The 15652-nt window shown below is 63.6% G+C and carries 15 protein-coding genes; 7 read left to right on the forward strand and 8 right to left on the reverse strand.

What is annotated here, in order from left to right; all coding sequences use genetic code 11:
* Positions 1-75: 75 nt before the first annotated feature.
* Both BMZ91_RS09470 and pdeM read left to right on the forward strand, forming a co-directional pair.
* Positions 76-2484, forward strand: a complete 2409-nt coding sequence (locus tag BMZ91_RS09470) for a ligase-associated DNA damage response DEXH box helicase (protein ID WP_092837618.1) — start codon at positions 76-78, stop codon at positions 2482-2484.
* A 96-nt stretch (positions 2485-2580) separates the two neighbouring features.
* Positions 2581-3261, forward strand: a complete 681-nt coding sequence (gene pdeM / locus BMZ91_RS09475) for a ligase-associated DNA damage response endonuclease PdeM (RefSeq protein ID WP_092837621.1) — start codon at positions 2581-2583, stop codon at positions 3259-3261.
* 14 nt (positions 3262-3275) lie between these two features.
* Here the strand turns inward: pdeM and BMZ91_RS09480 are convergent, their stop codons facing one another.
* Positions 3276-4004 carry a LytTR family DNA-binding domain-containing protein gene (locus tag BMZ91_RS09480; RefSeq protein ID WP_245736288.1) on the reverse strand — a complete coding sequence of 243 codons (729 nt, stop codon included), beginning with the start codon at positions 4002-4004 and terminating at the stop codon, positions 3276-3278.
* Between the two features lie 195 nt (positions 4005-4199).
* On the opposite strand from BMZ91_RS09480, the gene BMZ91_RS09485 reads away from it, so the two are divergent.
* Both BMZ91_RS09485 and murJ read left to right on the forward strand, forming a co-directional pair.
* On the forward strand, positions 4200-4622 hold the full coding sequence (locus tag BMZ91_RS09485; RefSeq protein ID WP_092837627.1) for a PaaI family thioesterase: 423 nt from the start codon (positions 4200-4202) through the stop codon (positions 4620-4622).
* Between the two features lie 81 nt (positions 4623-4703).
* Positions 4704-6242: a murein biosynthesis integral membrane protein MurJ gene (murJ, locus tag BMZ91_RS09490; protein ID WP_092837630.1), complete on the forward strand. Its 1539-nt coding sequence runs from the start codon at positions 4704-4706 to the stop codon at positions 6240-6242.
* A gap of 5 nt (positions 6243-6247) precedes the next feature.
* Here murJ and BMZ91_RS09495 read toward each other — a convergent pair whose 3' ends face one another.
* Positions 6248-6934 (reverse strand): rhomboid family intramembrane serine protease, encoded by a 687-nt coding sequence (locus BMZ91_RS09495; RefSeq protein ID WP_092837633.1) that lies wholly within the window; start codon positions 6932-6934, stop codon positions 6248-6250.
* A gap of 73 nt (positions 6935-7007) precedes the next feature.
* On the opposite strand from BMZ91_RS09495, the gene trpS reads away from it, so the two are divergent.
* Genes trpS through BMZ91_RS09510 form a run of 3 tightly spaced genes read left to right on the forward strand, consistent with a single transcriptional unit; the run spans position 7008 to position 9023 of the window.
* Positions 7008-8036 (forward strand): tryptophan--tRNA ligase, encoded by a 1029-nt coding sequence (gene trpS / locus BMZ91_RS09500; RefSeq protein WP_092837636.1) that lies wholly within the window; start codon positions 7008-7010, stop codon positions 8034-8036.
* 28 nt (positions 8037-8064) lie between these two features.
* On the forward strand, positions 8065-8547 hold the full coding sequence (locus tag BMZ91_RS09505; RefSeq protein WP_092837639.1) for an RNA pyrophosphohydrolase: 483 nt from the start codon (positions 8065-8067) through the stop codon (positions 8545-8547).
* Positions 8544-9023 carry a hypothetical protein gene (locus tag BMZ91_RS09510; RefSeq protein WP_092837642.1) on the forward strand — a complete coding sequence of 160 codons (480 nt, stop codon included), beginning with the start codon at positions 8544-8546 and terminating at the stop codon, positions 9021-9023. The genes BMZ91_RS09505 and BMZ91_RS09510 overlap by 4 nt, the downstream gene beginning before the upstream one ends.
* A 46-nt stretch (positions 9024-9069) precedes the next feature.
* Here BMZ91_RS09510 and cobM read toward each other — a convergent pair whose 3' ends face one another.
* The 6 genes from cobM to BMZ91_RS09540 form a co-directional block, all read right to left on the reverse strand.
* Complete coding sequence (gene cobM, locus BMZ91_RS09515) at positions 9070-9849, reverse strand: precorrin-4 C(11)-methyltransferase (RefSeq protein WP_092837645.1); 780 nt, start codon at positions 9847-9849, stop codon at positions 9070-9072.
* Positions 9850-9851: 2 nt separating this feature from the next.
* Positions 9852-11675 (reverse strand): precorrin-3B C(17)-methyltransferase, encoded by a 1824-nt coding sequence (cobJ, locus tag BMZ91_RS09520; RefSeq protein ID WP_092837649.1) that lies wholly within the window; start codon positions 11673-11675, stop codon positions 9852-9854.
* Positions 11666-12367, reverse strand: coding sequence for a precorrin-2 C(20)-methyltransferase (gene cobI, locus BMZ91_RS09525; RefSeq protein ID WP_092837652.1), 702 nt, complete (start codon positions 12365-12367; stop codon positions 11666-11668). Before cobI ends, cobJ begins: the two co-directional genes overlap by 10 nt.
* Before the next feature lie 75 nt (positions 12368-12442).
* A complete protein-coding gene (cbiE, locus tag BMZ91_RS09530; protein ID WP_092837852.1) occupies positions 12443-13645 on the reverse strand; it encodes a precorrin-6y C5,15-methyltransferase (decarboxylating) subunit CbiE in 1203 nt (400 codons plus the stop codon).
* A gap of 39 nt (positions 13646-13684) precedes the next feature.
* Complete coding sequence (locus BMZ91_RS09535; protein WP_092837655.1) at positions 13685-14323, reverse strand: precorrin-8X methylmutase; 639 nt, start codon at positions 14321-14323, stop codon at positions 13685-13687.
* Positions 14324-14397: 74 nt separating this feature from the next.
* Complete coding sequence (locus tag BMZ91_RS09540; protein WP_092837658.1) at positions 14398-15648, reverse strand: sirohydrochlorin chelatase; 1251 nt, start codon at positions 15646-15648, stop codon at positions 14398-14400.
* Positions 15649-15652: the final 4 nt, after the last annotated feature.

The raw sequence follows: 15652 nt of genomic DNA on the forward strand, positions 1-15652 counted from the left end.
TTTCACCCACCCTACGGATCACCACACTGTCCGAGTTCTCTTTGCTTTGTGGCAAGGCGCGCCTACCTTAGCGGCATGATCCCCCTACCCGCCTGTTTCACCGATTGGTTTTCTGCCCGCGACTGGCAGCTTCACCCGCATCAGCACGACATGCTGGCGCGCGCAGATGCGCCCGCGACCCTGCTGATTGCGCCGACCGGCGGCGGCAAGACGCTGGCCGGCTTTCTGCCGACGCTGGTTGATCTGGCCGAGGGCAGGCACAGCGGCCTTCACACGCTTTACATCTCGCCGCTCAAGGCGCTTGCGGCAGATATAAAGCGCAATCTGACCGCACCAATAGAGGAAATGGGCCTTGCCATCCGGGTCGAGGATCGCACTGGCGACACCTCATCGCACACCAAACGCCGCCAACGCGCCGATCCGCCGCATATCCTTTTGACCACGCCCGAAAGTCTTGCCCTATTGGTGTCGTATGAGGATGCACCGCGCATTTTTGCCGGGCTGAAACGGGTGGTGATTGATGAAATCCACGCCCTCGCCGAAAGCAAGCGCGGCGATCAGCTTATGCTGGCGCTGTCGCGGCTAGAGGCGCTTTGCCCCGGCCTGCGCCGCGTTGGTCTTTCGGCCACGGTCGAGGATCCGCCCGCCCTTGCCCGCTACCTTGCGCATGGTGCGCATCCCTGTGACATCCTGCTGGCCGATCCCGGCCCTGACCCGGACATTTCCATGCTTGAGGTCTCTGAGCCACCGCCCTGGTCGGGCGGTGGCGCCGCCTATGCGATCCCGGCGGTGCTTGATCAGATCAAGCGCCACAAGACCACGCTTATCTTTCACAACACCCGCGCGCAGGCGGAAATTTTCTTTCATAATCTGTGGCTTGCCAATGACGACGCCCTACCGATCGCGGTTCATCACGGCAGTCTTGACCGGGCGCAGCGCAGCCGCATCGAGGCGGCAATGACGCGTGGCGAGTTGCGCGCGATCGTCTGCACCGGAAGCCTCGATCTCGGGATCGACTGGGGCGATGTCGATCTTGTCATTCAGGTTGGCGCACCCAAGACCGTCAAGCGTCTGGTGCAGCGGATCGGACGCGCCAATCACCGCTACAACGCGCCGTCCAAGGCGCTTTTGGTGCCCGCCAACCGCTTTGAGGTGGTCGAATGTCTGGCCGCGCTTCAGGCGGTGCGCGATCATGATCTTGATGGCGAGACGCGCGGGCCGGGGCCGCGCGACGTACTGTGCCAACATCTCCTGATTCGGGCCTGTACCGGGCCGTTTGACGCCGATGAGCTATTCAACGAGGTCACTGGCGTGGGCGCCTATGCGGGTCTGCCACGGGCCGAATTTGACGCCTGCCTGACGTTTTGCGCGACCGGCGGCTATGCCCTGCGCGCCTATGACCAATGGCAACGCCTGTTGCAGCGCGACGATGGGCAATGGCAATTGCGCGACCCGCGCAGCGCGCGCCTGATCCGCATGAACATCGGCACCATTCAGGACAGCGATACCCTCAAGGTGCGGATGAAACGCGCGCGCGGGGGCAGGCCGCTTGGCGAGGTCGAAGAAGCCTTTGCCGCCACCCTAAGCCCCGGTGACACCTTCCTGATCGGCGGGCAGATCGTGCGGTTTGAAAGCCTGCGCGAGATGGTGGTCGAGGTCAGCCGCGATGCGGGCCGCAAGCCGAAGATCGCCACCTTCATGGGCACCAAATTCGCCACCTCGACCCAGCTTTCAGAGCGTATTCTCGGGCTTCTGGCACAGCCCGACTGGCCCGATTTGCCAGCGGGCATCCGCGACTGGCTGCACCTGCAACGGCGGGTGTCCGAGATGCCAAAAGCAGGGCATCTACTGATTGAAAGCTTTGCCCATGACGGGCGCGAACAGACCTGTATTTACGGCTTTGCCGGGCGCAATGCGCAGCAAACCCTTGGCCTTTTGATCACCAAGCGGATGGAAGAGCTTGGCCTTGCGCCGCTGGGGTTTGTGGCCACGGATTACGCCACGCTGATCTGGGGGCTTGAGGCGGTGACAGATGCGGCACCGCTGTTTGACGCCGCAAGTCTGCGCGCCGGGTTCGAGAGCTGGCTTATGGGCAACGCGGTGATGAAGCGCACGTTCCGGGCCTCGGCGACGATTGCGGGCCTCATTCAACGCAATAGCCCGAGCACACGCAAAAGCGGGCGACAGGCGACGATGTCGTCGGATATTCTCTATGACACGCTGGCGAAATATGACCCCGGCCACCTGTTGCTGGAGATCACCCGGCAAGAGGCGATGCGCGGGCTGGTCGATTTTGGCCGGATCGAAGAGATGCTGGCGCGGGTCGATGGCCGGATCAGCCACAGACGCCTGGCACGGGTAAGCCCGCTTGCCGCACCGCTGTTGCTTGAGGCCGGGCGCACCCCGGTCAAAGGCGCGGCGGAAGAGCGGCTGTTGGCCGAGGAAACCGCGCGCCTGATGCAGGCGGCCGGGCTGGCGGGGTGATCGCGGCACTTGGCGCGGCCGCCTGTCAGGGCGGACAAGCACGCCCGATGACGCGCCGCCCTTGCAATGACGCGCGCATCGCGCCACCAAGGAGATATGGACGGTTATTCTTTCACCCTTGCCGGCGCAGAGTTGACGGCGCTGGCCTCGGGCGCACTTTATTGGGATGCGCCGAATTTGCTTTGTGTGTCGGATCTTCACCTTGGCAAGGCCGAGCGGCGCGCGCGATTGGGCGAACCACCGCTGCCGCCCTATGAAACCCGCGATACGCTAGGTCGGCTGGAAAGTGATCTGCGCCAGACCGGGGCCGGCACGGTGATCTGCCTTGGCGACAGCTTTGACGATAGCGCGGCGGCCGCCGCCCTGCCCGAGGCGGAAAAGCTCTGGATTTCCAAGCTTCAGGCCGGGCGGCGTTGGGTCTGGATCGAGGGCAATCACGATCCCGGTCCGGTCGATCTGGGCGGCACGCATATGACCGAATTGCCGGTGCCGCCGCTGGTATTTCGCCATATCGCCCGGTCCGGCCAGAGCGGCGAGGTGTCGGGGCATTATCATCCCAAGGTGCGGCTTGCGCTGCGCGGGCGCAGCCTGAGTCGCCCGGCGTTTCTGCTCGATAGCAATCGCGTGATCCTGCCGGCCTATGGCACCTATACCGGCGGGCTATTCAGCCATGATGCGACGCTGACGTCGCTGATGCGCCCCGATGCTCTGGCGATTCTGACGGGGCCGATGGTGCATGCCACACCGATGCCGCGCAGGGCCATTCTTCGGCTCTGACAGGCCGCCTCGTCTCACTCAAGCAGCCCCGCCGCCGTGAGGCGCGGGCGGTACTTGCGGCTGACCGGGACGCGATCGCCGTTGCGCAGGATCACGAAGGTCTTGTTGGCGCCCACCTGCTCGACCCCGACCACCGCAGACAGCGCCACCCAATGCGAGCGGTGGGTCCAAAGACCCTTGATCGGGTCCATTTCATCAACCGCATCGCCAAGCCGAAGGCGCAGCGTTTCAACCCCGCGATCGGTTGCCACCTCAACGAAATGGTCATTGGCCGAGAGATGTATGATTTCGCCCCCATCCAACGCTGACAGCCGCCGATGCAGGCGCGGCTTTGGCAGGTCTTCGCCCGTCTCACGACGCCAATATCCAGAGGGTTTTTCCAAACCGATCTGACGGCGCAGGATGAAGATGCCCCAGGCAATCACAAGGGTGTTGAAGGCAATACTTGGCAGGTGCAACTGCTCCGGCCCAAGAACCGGATCCATCCAGGCCCGAAGCCCCCAGATCAACGGCGTCAGAAAAACACTGGCCATCACGCCTGCACCAAGATCAAACAGGATCGGGTGGCGCATCCCGCACACCGTCGCCATGGTGGCGCGACAAAAATAGGCGACCAACAAGCCGCTGAAAATCGCGATACCCCAATAGGTGATCCGCGTCACAAGCGACATGGTTTCAAAGGTGCCGAATGGCCCGGCAATGACCGCAATGGCAATCGAGGCCAGCACCGTAGAAAGGGTCACGGAGGAAAACAGAGTGGAAAACGTTTCCACCAAATGGTTTCGAAAGTCAGGCCAATTCAACTCTATTCCCTTACGACACATTACCACTTATGCATGTATCAACCGTCACCCGGTATTCCAATAAATGACAGTGACATCACGTCACTTTATCGTCATCTTAATGGCGTCACCCAAGCAATGGGAATTGTAGCCGGAATGTCTCCTGACACTGAAGCCAGAATTCGCAACAGCTTTGCCGCACAAAGCATGATGCAGACCCTGGGCGCGACGCTTGGCGCCCTCGCGGCGGGCCATGTCGAAATCGAGGCGCCGATCCTGGCCACAAGCCGCCAGCAACACGGGTTTGGCCATGCCGGGCTGACCTTTGCCATCGGCGACAGCGCGGCGGGCTATGCGGCGCTGTCGGTCATGCCCGAGGGCTTCGAGGTTCTGACCACCGAAATGAAAATCAACCTTTTGGCCCCGGCAAAGGGCGACGCCCTGATCGCGCGCGGTGCCGTGGTCAAGGCAGGGCGGCGGTTGGTGATCGTGCGCGCGGATGTGTTTGCGCTTGAGGGCGGGCAGGAAACCCATATCGCGATGATGACCGGCACGATGATGCCGGTGCCGGGCGCCTAGTCCGGCGCGCGGCGCGCCCCCTTTCCCCGGTCTGCGCGATCCGCTAAGCCTGCGGGAACGCATTCAGCCAAAGGTCAGCCCATGAAACCCGTCCGCCTGCTTACCGGTATCCTGACCGTCGGCGGCTGGACGCTGCTTAGTCGGATGTTGGGCTTTATCCGCGATGTGATGATTGCAAGCTATCTTGGCCCCGGTGTGATGATGGATAGCTTTGTCGCCGCCTTTCGTCTTCCGAATATGTTTCGCCGGTTCTTTGCCGAAGGCGCGTTCAATGCGGCCTTTGTGCCAATGTTTTCCAAGCGGCTTGAGGCCGATGAAGACCCGTTTGGCTTTGCATCGCTGGCGCTCTCGGGGCTGGGGCTTGTGCTCTTGGCGCTGACCGGCTTGGCGCTGGTCTTTATGCCCGCGCTTGTCTGGGCCACGGCCGAGGGGTTTGTGGGCGATCAACGCTTTGATATCACCGTTGATTTCGGGCGCATCGTGTTTCCCTATATTCTGTTCATCTCGCTTGCCGCCCTGCTGTCCGGGGCGCTGAATGCCGCCGGGCGCTTTGCCGCCGCCGCCGCCGCGCCCGTGCTGTTGAATGTGATGCTGATCGCCGCCATGGCCGTGGCGGCCCTGCTGGGGGGCAAGGTCGCCCTCGCGCTGGTCTGGGCCATTCCCTTTGCCGGCGTGGCCCAACTTGTGCTGGTCTGGCAGGCGGCGCGCCGCGCGGGCCTGCATATCCGCCCGGTGCGCCCGCGCTGGACGCCTGCGATGTCGCAACTGGTGCGGGTTGCCGTGCCCGCCGCCCTTGCCGGGGGGGTGATGCAGGTCAACCTTCTGGTCGGTCAGCAGGTTGCATCGAACTACGACAAGGCGGTGAGCTGGCTTTATTCCGCAGACCGGCTCTATCAATTGCCGCTTGGGGTGGTCGGCATCGCGGTCGGAATCGTCTTGCTGCCCGATCTGTCACGACGCCTGAAATCGGGCGACGAGGCGGGCGGGCGCAGGGCCCTGTCGCGGGCGGGCGAGTTGTCGCTTGCCTTGACCGTGCCCTGCGCCGTGGCGCTTGTGGTGATCCCGCTTCAGCTTGTGGCGGTGCTGTTTGAACGCGGCGCCTTTGGCAGCGACGACAGCGCGGCAACCGCGCTTGCGGTGGCGATTTACGGGCTTGGCCTGCCCGCATTCGTGATGCAGAAAATCCTGCAACCGCTGTTTTTCGCCCGCGAAGACACCAAAAGCCCGTTTCGTTATGCGGTGGTGGCGATGCTCGTCAATGCGGCGCTTGCCATTGGTTTGGCGGTCTGGATCGGTTGGATCGCGGCGGCCTTTGCCACCACGCTGGCCGGCTGGGTCATGGTCTGGCAGTTGATGCGCGGCGCGCGCAGCTTTGGCGATGTGGCGCGGTTCGATGCGCAGTTTCATCGCCGAATCTGGCGGATCACCCTGGCCTCGGCCCTGATGGGGGCGGTGCTTTGGGGCGGCGGCGTGGTGCTTGGCCCGCTGTTTGCGATTGGCGGCTGGCGTTGGCTCGCGCTTTTGGTGCTTTTGACGGCGGGGGGGCTGTCTTACGCTGCCTTCGGCCAGATGTTGGGCGCCTTCCGCCTGTCGGAAATCCGCAGCACCCTACGCCGGTAAAGGCGTTATTCGTGGCGGATTTTAGCCCGGATTTTTGACCAGCCACCGGGGCTTAGGAAAAACGACGCCAGAAATCCGGTGCCAAAGCCCGACACATCCGCGATCCAGGTGCTGCTGCCGCCAAACACCAGGGCAAAGGTAAGCTGAAGCAACATCAGAATGCCGATCAGGCTAAAGGCGCGCGATTGTCTGGCGCCAAGCTGTCCCAGCCGGAGCCACATGAGATAGGTAAACCCGCCGATAAGGCCATAAACCCCCGGAAAGGCCCCGATAAGCCAAGGCTGATCGGTGACAAACAGCCCATAGACCGCCGCCCCCACGACCGAGCACAGCACGAACAACACCAGCACCGCCCATTGACGAAACACCTCGCCGACGAATTTGCCCATCGCCAAGAGCAACACCCCCGAAAACAGCGCGTGGGTAAAGCTGCTATGGATAAAGGCATAGCTGAGAAAGCGGCGCAGATGTTCGGCGGGAAATATCTGATTTTGCAACATCCACGCCATGATGTCGCCGTTAAAGCCGTAATCCTCGATCGCGATACTGCGCCAGCCCACCGCCTCGGGGCCGCCGATCAGGCCGCGCGCGCCAAGCGAAAACATCGCCTCGACGCCGACGATCACCAGAAACAGCGCCACCACCACCGGCGGAACCGGGTTGACGGGGCTTTCGTTTACGGGGTCTGACATGCCTGCTCTCCTTGACGGGGCTTTGGCGCATGGGTAAGCGAGGCGAGCGAAGAAATCCAGACGGAGATGACAAATGACCGAAGCAGGTTTCACACCGCGGGTCTTTTCGGGCATTCAGCCCTCGGGCAACCTGCATCTTGGCAACTATCTTGGCGCGCTCAAGCGGTTTGCCGATGCCCAGAACAAGGGCGTTCAGTCGATCTATTGCATGGTCGATCTGCACGCCGTCACCGTCTGGCAGGATCCGGTCGAGTTGCGCCACTCCACGCGCGAGCTTACGGCGGGGTTCATCGCCTCGGGGCTTGACCCGGCCAAATCCATTCTGTTCAACCAAAGCCAGGTCGCCGAGCACACGCAGCTTGCCTGGGTTTTTAACTGTGTGGCGCGCATGGGCTGGATGCAGCGCATGACCCAATTCAAGGACAAGGCGGGCAAGAATGCCCAGAACGCCTCGCTTGGGCTGTTTGCCTATCCGGCGCTGATGGCGGCCGATATTCTGGTCTATCACGCCACCCATGTGCCTGTGGGCGAGGATCAAAAACAGCATCTGGAATTGACCCGCGACATTGCGATCAAGTTCAACAATGACTTTGGCGTTGATTTCTTTCCGATCACCGAGCCGGTGATCGAGGGCACCGGCACGCGGGTGATGTCGCTGCGCGATGGCTCAAAGAAGATGTCGAAATCCGACCCCTCGGACATGAGCCGCATCAACCTGACCGATGATGCCGACACGATTGCCAGGAAAATCCGCAAGGCCAAGACCGATCCAGAGCCGCTTCCCTCCGAGGTAAAGGGGCTGGAAGAGCGCCCCGAGGCGCGCAATCTGGTGAATATCTATGCCGCCTTGGCGGATATGAGCGTTGATCAGGTTATGGCAGAGGTCGGCGGCAAGGCGTTCTCCGAATTCAAGCCGATGATGGCCGATCTCGCGGTTGAAAAACTGGCGCCTATTTCGGGTGAGATGTCACGCCTGATGCAGGATGTGAACGAGATCGACCGCATTCTGGCCGAGGGTGCCGGGCGCGCCCGCGCCATCGCCGCGCCTATCCTGCGCCAGACCTATGAGATCATGGGCATGGTCGGCCCGCGCGAGATCTGACCGAAACCCTATCGCCAAAAGGCCCGCCATGACCCCCGAAGAGATTGCCAAACTGCCCTATCGTCCCTGCGTCGGCGTCATGCTTGCCAATGCCGATGGTCATGTCTTTGTCGGCCAGCGGATCGACAATGACACTGCCGCCTGGCAGATGCCGCAGGGCGGGGTCGATCCCGGCGAGGCCCTGCGCGACGCGGCCCTGCGCGAATTGTGGGAGGAAACCGGCGTCACCGCCGACAATGTGCGGATCGAGGCCGAAACCAGCGATTGGATTCCCTATGATTTGCCGCACGATCTGGTGCCGCGCATCTGGAAGGGTCGCTATCGCGGGCAAGAGCAAAAGTGGTTCCTGCTGCGGTTTCTCGGCCGCGACAGTGATGTGAACATCGCCACCGCCCACCCCGAGTTTTCCGACTGGCGCTGGCTTCCGATAGACGAGCTGGTCGGCAATATCGTGCCTTTCAAGCGCCAGGTTTACGCCCGCGTTCTGGCCGAATTCGGCCCGTTGCTGTGATCCGTGCGGCGCTTGCCTGCGCGCTTTGCCTCGCGGCGGGGCCGGGGCTTGCGCTATCGTGCATGGCACCGGATGTGGCGCGCACCTATGCCCGCGCGGCCAACGCAGAGGCGCGCTATGTCGTGGTGCGGGGGCGGCTTGATTTCGATGCGGCGCAGTTGCCCGAAACCGATTGGCAAAACCAGCAGGCCACGCCGCCGCACACCGCGATCAAGGCCCGGATCACCGGCTGGGCACTCTCAAAGTCCGGATTTGATCGCCGTTTCGAGCGCAAGATCATGCTTGATCTGCAATGTTTCGGCCCCTGGTGCGCAAGCGCTGTGCCCGGGACCGACTATCTTGGCTTTCTAGAACAGCGCCCGGATGGCTATGTGCTTGCGCTTGATCCCTGCGGCGGCATGGGCTTTGCCACGCCGACGCAAGAGATGCTTGACCGGGTGAAAACCTGTTTTCAGACCGGGGTTTGCGCGCAGTGACAGCCCCCGCCGGGGGCATTCCCACCATCCCCGGCGCAAAAGCGCGCTACGCCGAGGCCTTGGCGCTCGCCTTGGGGCGCAACACATGCGGCACGGCGGGGTCATAAAGCGCGCTTTCGGTGAAATCGCTGATCTCTCCCAGCACTTTCCCGACCATGATCAATGCCGTGCGGGTGATCTTTTCGGCCCGCACCTTGGCATGGATATCGCCAAGCGTGCCGCGAATGAACATCTGATCCGGCCAGCCGACGCGATAGGCAACCACCACCGGGCAATCCTCGCCATAGTAAGGCGCCAGAACCCGGTGGATTTCGCGCAGGTTGCGCACCCCAAGATGAATCGCCAGCGTCGCGCCGGTGCGCGCGAAGTTCTCAAGCGTCTCGCCCTCGGGCATCGAGGTGGATTTCATCGACACCCGCGTCAGCACGATGGATTGCGCCACCTCCGGCACGGTCAGTTCCTGCCCCAAAGCCGCCGCCGCCGCCGCATAGGCGGGCACGCCGGGAATGATCTGATAATCGATACCATCGGCGCGCAAACGGCGAATCTGTTCGGCAATCGCGCCGTAAAGCGAGGGATCGCCGGAATGCACCCGCGCCACATCCTGCCCCTTGGCATGCGCGGCCTTGATCACGCCGTGGGTGTCATCAAGCGTCATCGGCGCGGTATCCATCACCAAGGCCCCCTCGGGCGCGCAATCAACCACCTGCGGCGGCACGAGGCTTCCGGCATAAAGACAGACCGGGCAATCGCCTATCACCCGCGCCGCCTTAAGAGTCAAAAGCTCCGGGTCACCCGGACCGGCACCAATAAAATAAACCGTCATCTTTATGCGTTCCCTGTGTTTTTGGCGGCGCGCGCCTGCGCCAGATCGCCGTCAATCTTGCGGGCATAGCCGCGCGGCGTGAACATGCGCGGGCCCTCGCCCAGCTGTGCCAGACGCGAATTGCTTGACCCGATCAGAACCACGGTCAGCATATCGACCTCGTCAACCTGCAATTCATCAAGTCGGCGATAGCGAATGTATTCCTCGGGTCGGCCAAGCGAGCTTGCCAGCATCACCGGCGTGTCCGCCGGGCGATGCCTGAGCAGGATATCGCGCGCCTCGGCCAGAAGGGTGCGGCGGGTTTTTGAAACCGGGTTGTAAAAGGCAATCACGAAATCGCCCTCAGCGGCGGCATGCAGGCGGCGGATGATATCCTCGCGCGGCGTCAAAAGATCGCTCAGGCTAATGGTGCAGAAATCATGCCCCAAAGGCGCCCCCGCCCGCGCCGCCGCGCCTTGCAGAGCCGACACACCAGGCGAACAGATCACCTCGACACGTCGCGCGGCGTCGCTTACGCCATGTTCCTCAGGGCCACGATCCAATAGCTCGAACACAAGCGCGCCCATGGCGTAAATACCGGCATCGCCCGAACAGACCAGCGCGACATTCTTGCCAAGCGCCGCCTGTTCCAGCGCATAGCGACAGCGCGCCTCTTCCCCGCCAAGCGGGAAATCCGAGCGTTCCTTGCCCGCCGCCAGCGGCCCCAACAGGTCGATATAAAGACCATAGCCGACAAGCTCTTCGGCCTCGGCCACAAGTCGGCTGACCTCGGGCGTGCGCCAGGCCGCCTGACCGGGGCCAATGCCCACCACCGAAAGCCGCCCGCGCGCGCGCCCCGGCATCTCGGTGACCGGCGCGTCGCTTCGGGTAAGCGCGCAGGTGGCGTTGGCGGTCTTGCGCTTGGGCACGACCAGATCGCCACCAACGGCCAAGGCCGCCCCCTCGCAAACCCCGTGACAGCCGACCTCGGCAAAGACCACCTCTGACGGGGTGGCAAGCCGGGGGGCCTGTGCCTCAAGCTCGGCGGCGGTGAACAGGCGGAACGGCACCCCGAGGCGGCGCGCCACCTCGTTCATCGCGCCCTCATCGGCCTTGAGGTCGATCGAGGCGACACAGGCCACGGCCCCCGGCGCGACGTTCGCTTGCGCAAGCGTATCGAGGACAAGCGCCCAGATTTCTTCAACGCCACAGCCCCGCGCACAGCCAAGCCCAAGCGCAAAGCGCTGCGGGTGATAGACCAGCCGCTCTTCGCCCCCTTGCTGGGGCGCCTCGCTCACGATCAGTTCGACCGCGCCGCCCGTGTCCTCGACGTCAAAGATCGCCTCGCCCGTGAGGCGAAGCCCCTTGCCCGCCAGCATCAGCGCCATCGCCGCCTTGGCATCTTCGGGGTTGGCCAAACGATAGCCCAACGGCGGCGCATCAAGCGCCACGCCCATCGCCACATCGCCCGCCGTCGTGACCGCCGCCACCGCGCCCAAGCCGTCGGCAATCTTGGCCGCAAGGCGATTGGCGCCGCGATGCCCGCCCAAAAGCGGCACCACGACCGCCCCGTCATCCGAGACCGACACAACCGGCGGCTCGGCCCGTTTGTCCGACAACATCGGCGCCACCGCGCGAATGAGGATGCCACTGGCGCACACCCCGACAACCGGCACGCCGGCGGCAAAGAGATCGCGCGCATGATCAAGCGCATTGGCAAAAAACGCATCGGCCCGCGTCACGCGTCCGTCGCGACCATGCACCTGGGCGTCGATCATTTTGGCGACGCGATGCGCGGTGCCCTCACCCGACCGGCTCAGCGCCAGAACAACAGGTTTCACAGCCATGGATCCGCCCCTTTCGTGAGCAATATCATAGAAAAATACGGTGCCGTTCCCGGCGCCTCCGCGAGCGGGCAAACAACCTCTTGCGGCAGGCTTGCGCGCTCGACGTAAACCGCGCGTGACGTCAGCCCGAGGCCGTCGATCACACCGCGGATTTTGGCCATGTGCCGTCCCACCTTCATGATGGCGACGCTTTCCGCCCCCTCGATCCGGGCGCGCAACTCGGCCTCGGGCAAAGGGCCGGGCAGCACGGTCAGCCGCTCATTGCGCGCCGCAAGCGGCAGGCCCGCCCGCGCCGCACAAGTGGTGATCGAGGTAACACCGGGCACGACCTCCACCTCGTACCGCCCGGAGAGGCGCGCAAAAAGATACATGAACGACCCGTAAAAGAAGGGATCGCCCTCGCAGAGACACACCACATCCTCGCCCGCCTCAAGCGCCGCCGCGATCTCGGCAGCGCCGGCATCATAGGCCGCCTGCGCAGGCGCGCGCGCCGGGCTCATCGGCACGTCCATCACGATTTCGCGGGCATCCGCTCTGATCACATCCGCCGCAATCGAGCGCGCAAAACTGTCGCCCCCGGCAAGCGTCGGATAGGCCACCACCTTCGCCTGCGAAATCAGCCGATGCGCCCGAAGTGTCATCAACTCCGGGTCCCCCGGCCCAAGCCCGACACCATATAGCTTACCAACCATGGGCAGACCCGTCTTTCATCTTTCCGGAAATACTCCCGCCGGAGGCGTCCGGCGCCTGCCACATGCACCAGTCTTTCATCGTTTGACCAGACTCCACTGCGTGACCGGCATCAGCGGGCGCCAACCGGTCAGTCGGCCCACCGGCTCGGCGCGATGCACCTGCAGCTTGACCAATTGCCCGCCATGGCGCTTTTGCAACTCCAGAAGCAAGGCCTCGCTTTCAAGCGTCACCGCATTAGACACAAGCCGCCCCAAAGGGCGCAACGCCGCCCAGGCCGCCTCAAACACCGCCTCGGACAGACCACCGCCGATAAACACCGCATCCGGCGCCTCAAGCCCCGCAAGTGCGCCGGGCACGCGACCCTCGATCAATTCCAGCTTGGGCACCCCAAGCGCCAGGGCATTGGCTGCCGCCATGGCACGGCGATCCGCGCGCGGCTCGATGCCGATGGCGCGGGCGTAGCGCGCACCGCGCATCCATTCCACCGCAACCGAGCCACAGCCGGTGCCGATATCCCACAACAGCGCACCGCGCATCGGCATCAGCTTGGCCAAGGTGGCGGCGCGCACCTCTTGCTTGGTCATGGTGCCGTCATGCCGAAACAGGTCGTCCGCCAGCCCCGGCACGCGCGGCAGCAGGGCCGCATCCGGCGCGGCAAGGCACTCGACCGCCAGCGTGTTGAACGGCGGCACCACGTGATCCCAGCTTTCGGCCAGACCATCAAAGCGCGCCTCATCCTTGCCGCCCATATTGGCCAGCACGCTCATCCGGGATTGGCCAAAGCCGCGCTCACTCAGAAACCGCGCAATCTGTGCGGGCGTCGCGGCGCCGGTGGTCAGGATCAACAGCCGCGCATCGGGTTGGATAAAGGCAATCATCTGCTCGACCGGGCGGCCATGCACGGTCAGCGTTTCGACATCCGGCAGGCTCCAGCCCATGCGGGCGGCGGCCAGTTGAAATGCCGAAAGCTGCGGATGATAGGTGATCTCACCCGGATCTATCGCCCGCCCGATGCGAGCGCCGACCGAAAACCACAAGGGATCACCGGTGGCCAGAACCACCACCCGACGGCCCTTGTGGGCGCGCAAAAGATCAATCAACGCATCAAACGGCGAGGGCCAGGCGATCCGCTCGGCATTTAGCCCCTCGGCAAGCTGGTGGTGGCGCTCGCCGCCCACAATCACCTCGGCCGCCTCGACGATGGCACGGGTGGCGGGCAAAAGCCCGTCCATCCCGTCTTCGCCGATCCCGACAATATGCAACCATGGCTCAGACATATGCATCCTTTCCACATCCGGATTTTTCGGTGAAAAATCTCATGCCCGCACCTCCGGCAAGCCGGCGGCAAGGGCATTCACCGCGGCCGAGGCGATCGCAGAGCCGCCGCGCCGTCCGCGCAGGGCGACGTAGTCACAGCCGCGCGGGTTGGCCGCCAGTTCGGCCTTGCTCTCGGCGGCGCCCACAAACCCGACGGGAAAACCAAGGATCACGGCCGGCTTTGGCGCGCCCTCGTCCAGCAGTTCAAGCAGATGAAACAAGGCCGTCGGCGCGTTGCCGATGGCCACGACGGCACCCTCAAGCCGCTCGACCCAAAGCTCGACCGCCGCCGCCGAGCGGGTGTTGCCGATACCGCCCGCGATCCCCGGCACGCGCGCGTCGTTGAGGGTGACTATCACCTCGTTTTCGCAGGGCAGATAGCGGCGAATGATCCCTGCCCCGACCATTTCGCAATCGCAAAGTACCGGCGCCCCGGCGCGCAGCGCCGCCTGTCCAGCCGCGAAAGCAGTGGCGGAAAAATCGAGCCGGTCGGCGACCTCGACCATGCCGCAGGCATGAATGAGGCGGATCGCCAGATCTTCCATGCCCGGCCCGAACCGGTCAAGCCGCGCCTCGCGACGCACGGTGGCAAAGCTCATTTCATAGATCGCCGATGGGCTTTTCTCGTAGGGGCGCACAGCTCGGACCTTGCATTTTGCGGCGGCGGCGGGTGCCTCCGGCGGGAGTATTTATGGAAAGATGAAAGCCCAGGTCAGGGTTTCGTCTTGCGCGCACTTTCCGGGCCATGTGGGTGGCTTGCATGCGGATAGGGCGCGTGGTGATGATGATGGTGATCATGATCGTGGTGATCATGATCGTGGTGGTGATGATCATGCGCGTGATCATGGTGGTGGTGCGCGTGGGCGGCCTCAAGACGGCAGAGACCGGTGCAGAAGGTGTCACAAAGCGCGCAATCGGCCACGTTTGAGCCCGGAGCCGAGGCGCCCTGACCCTCGACGTGGTGGTGGTGGCTTTCCTGCACGGCGCCCACTTCGGATTCGAATCCGAGAACCTGCGTGCGATATTTGCACATCACGCAGGTCGGCGGCGGCACATCGCTAAAGGCCGGATGTCCGGCGCCATTTTCGGCGGCAAGGGCGGCACGTTCGGCCGGAGTGATCTCGCGTCGCTCTTTGCCTTCGATGGCCAGAACCTGCGTGCGGTACTGGCATGTTCCGCAATTGGGCGGGGGCACGGCGCCGACCTGTTCGGTGATCCGCTCGGCGAAGGTTTCAAGCACCTTGGGGTGGTCGCCAAGATAGCCGGCCTTGACGAATTCGATCTGCGGATGCTCGGCGGCAACCTGATCGGTAAAGCCATAGATCCGGTCGATCAGGATGCCCGAGAACAGGAAATACGGAAACACGACAACGCGTTTATACCCCAGGCGGGCCACATGTTGCAGGCAAGGTTCGACCAGCGGGAAGGTCACCCCGGAATAGCCCACCTCGCACCAGCCAAAGCCGATACCTTCCTGAAGCATCCGGGCGATCTTGGCCACATTGCCATTGGCATCCGGGTCGGACGCGCCGCGCCCGATCACCACAAGGCAGGTGTCGTGCAGCGAGACCTCGCCCAGATCGGCATTGGCGCGATCAAGCGCCTCGCGGATACGCGCCCCGGCGGCGGCGATCATCTTGGGATCAACCCCAAGTTCGCGGCCGTAATGTACGTCGATGTCATGTCTGGCGGCATAGGTGTTGAGAACGGTGGGAATGTCGTTCTTGGAATGCATGGCGGCAAACAGCATTCCCGGCACCGCCAGAATACGCTCGCAGCCCGCTTCGCGCAGCCGGTCAAGGCCGTCGCGGATCACCGGGTTGGCAAATTCAAGATAGCCGTATTCGGTCATCCAGTCGGCAGGCAGATAGGCGGGCAGTTTTTCCGCCAGAACGCTGAATTCATCCACCGCCGCCTGGCTGCGCGAGCCATGGCCGCAGATCATCACACCGGTTTTCGTCATGGGC

Origin of the sequence: Roseovarius lutimaris (assembly GCF_900115165.1) — a bacterium.
Taxonomy (GTDB): domain Bacteria; phylum Pseudomonadota; class Alphaproteobacteria; order Rhodobacterales; family Rhodobacteraceae; genus Roseovarius; species Roseovarius lutimaris.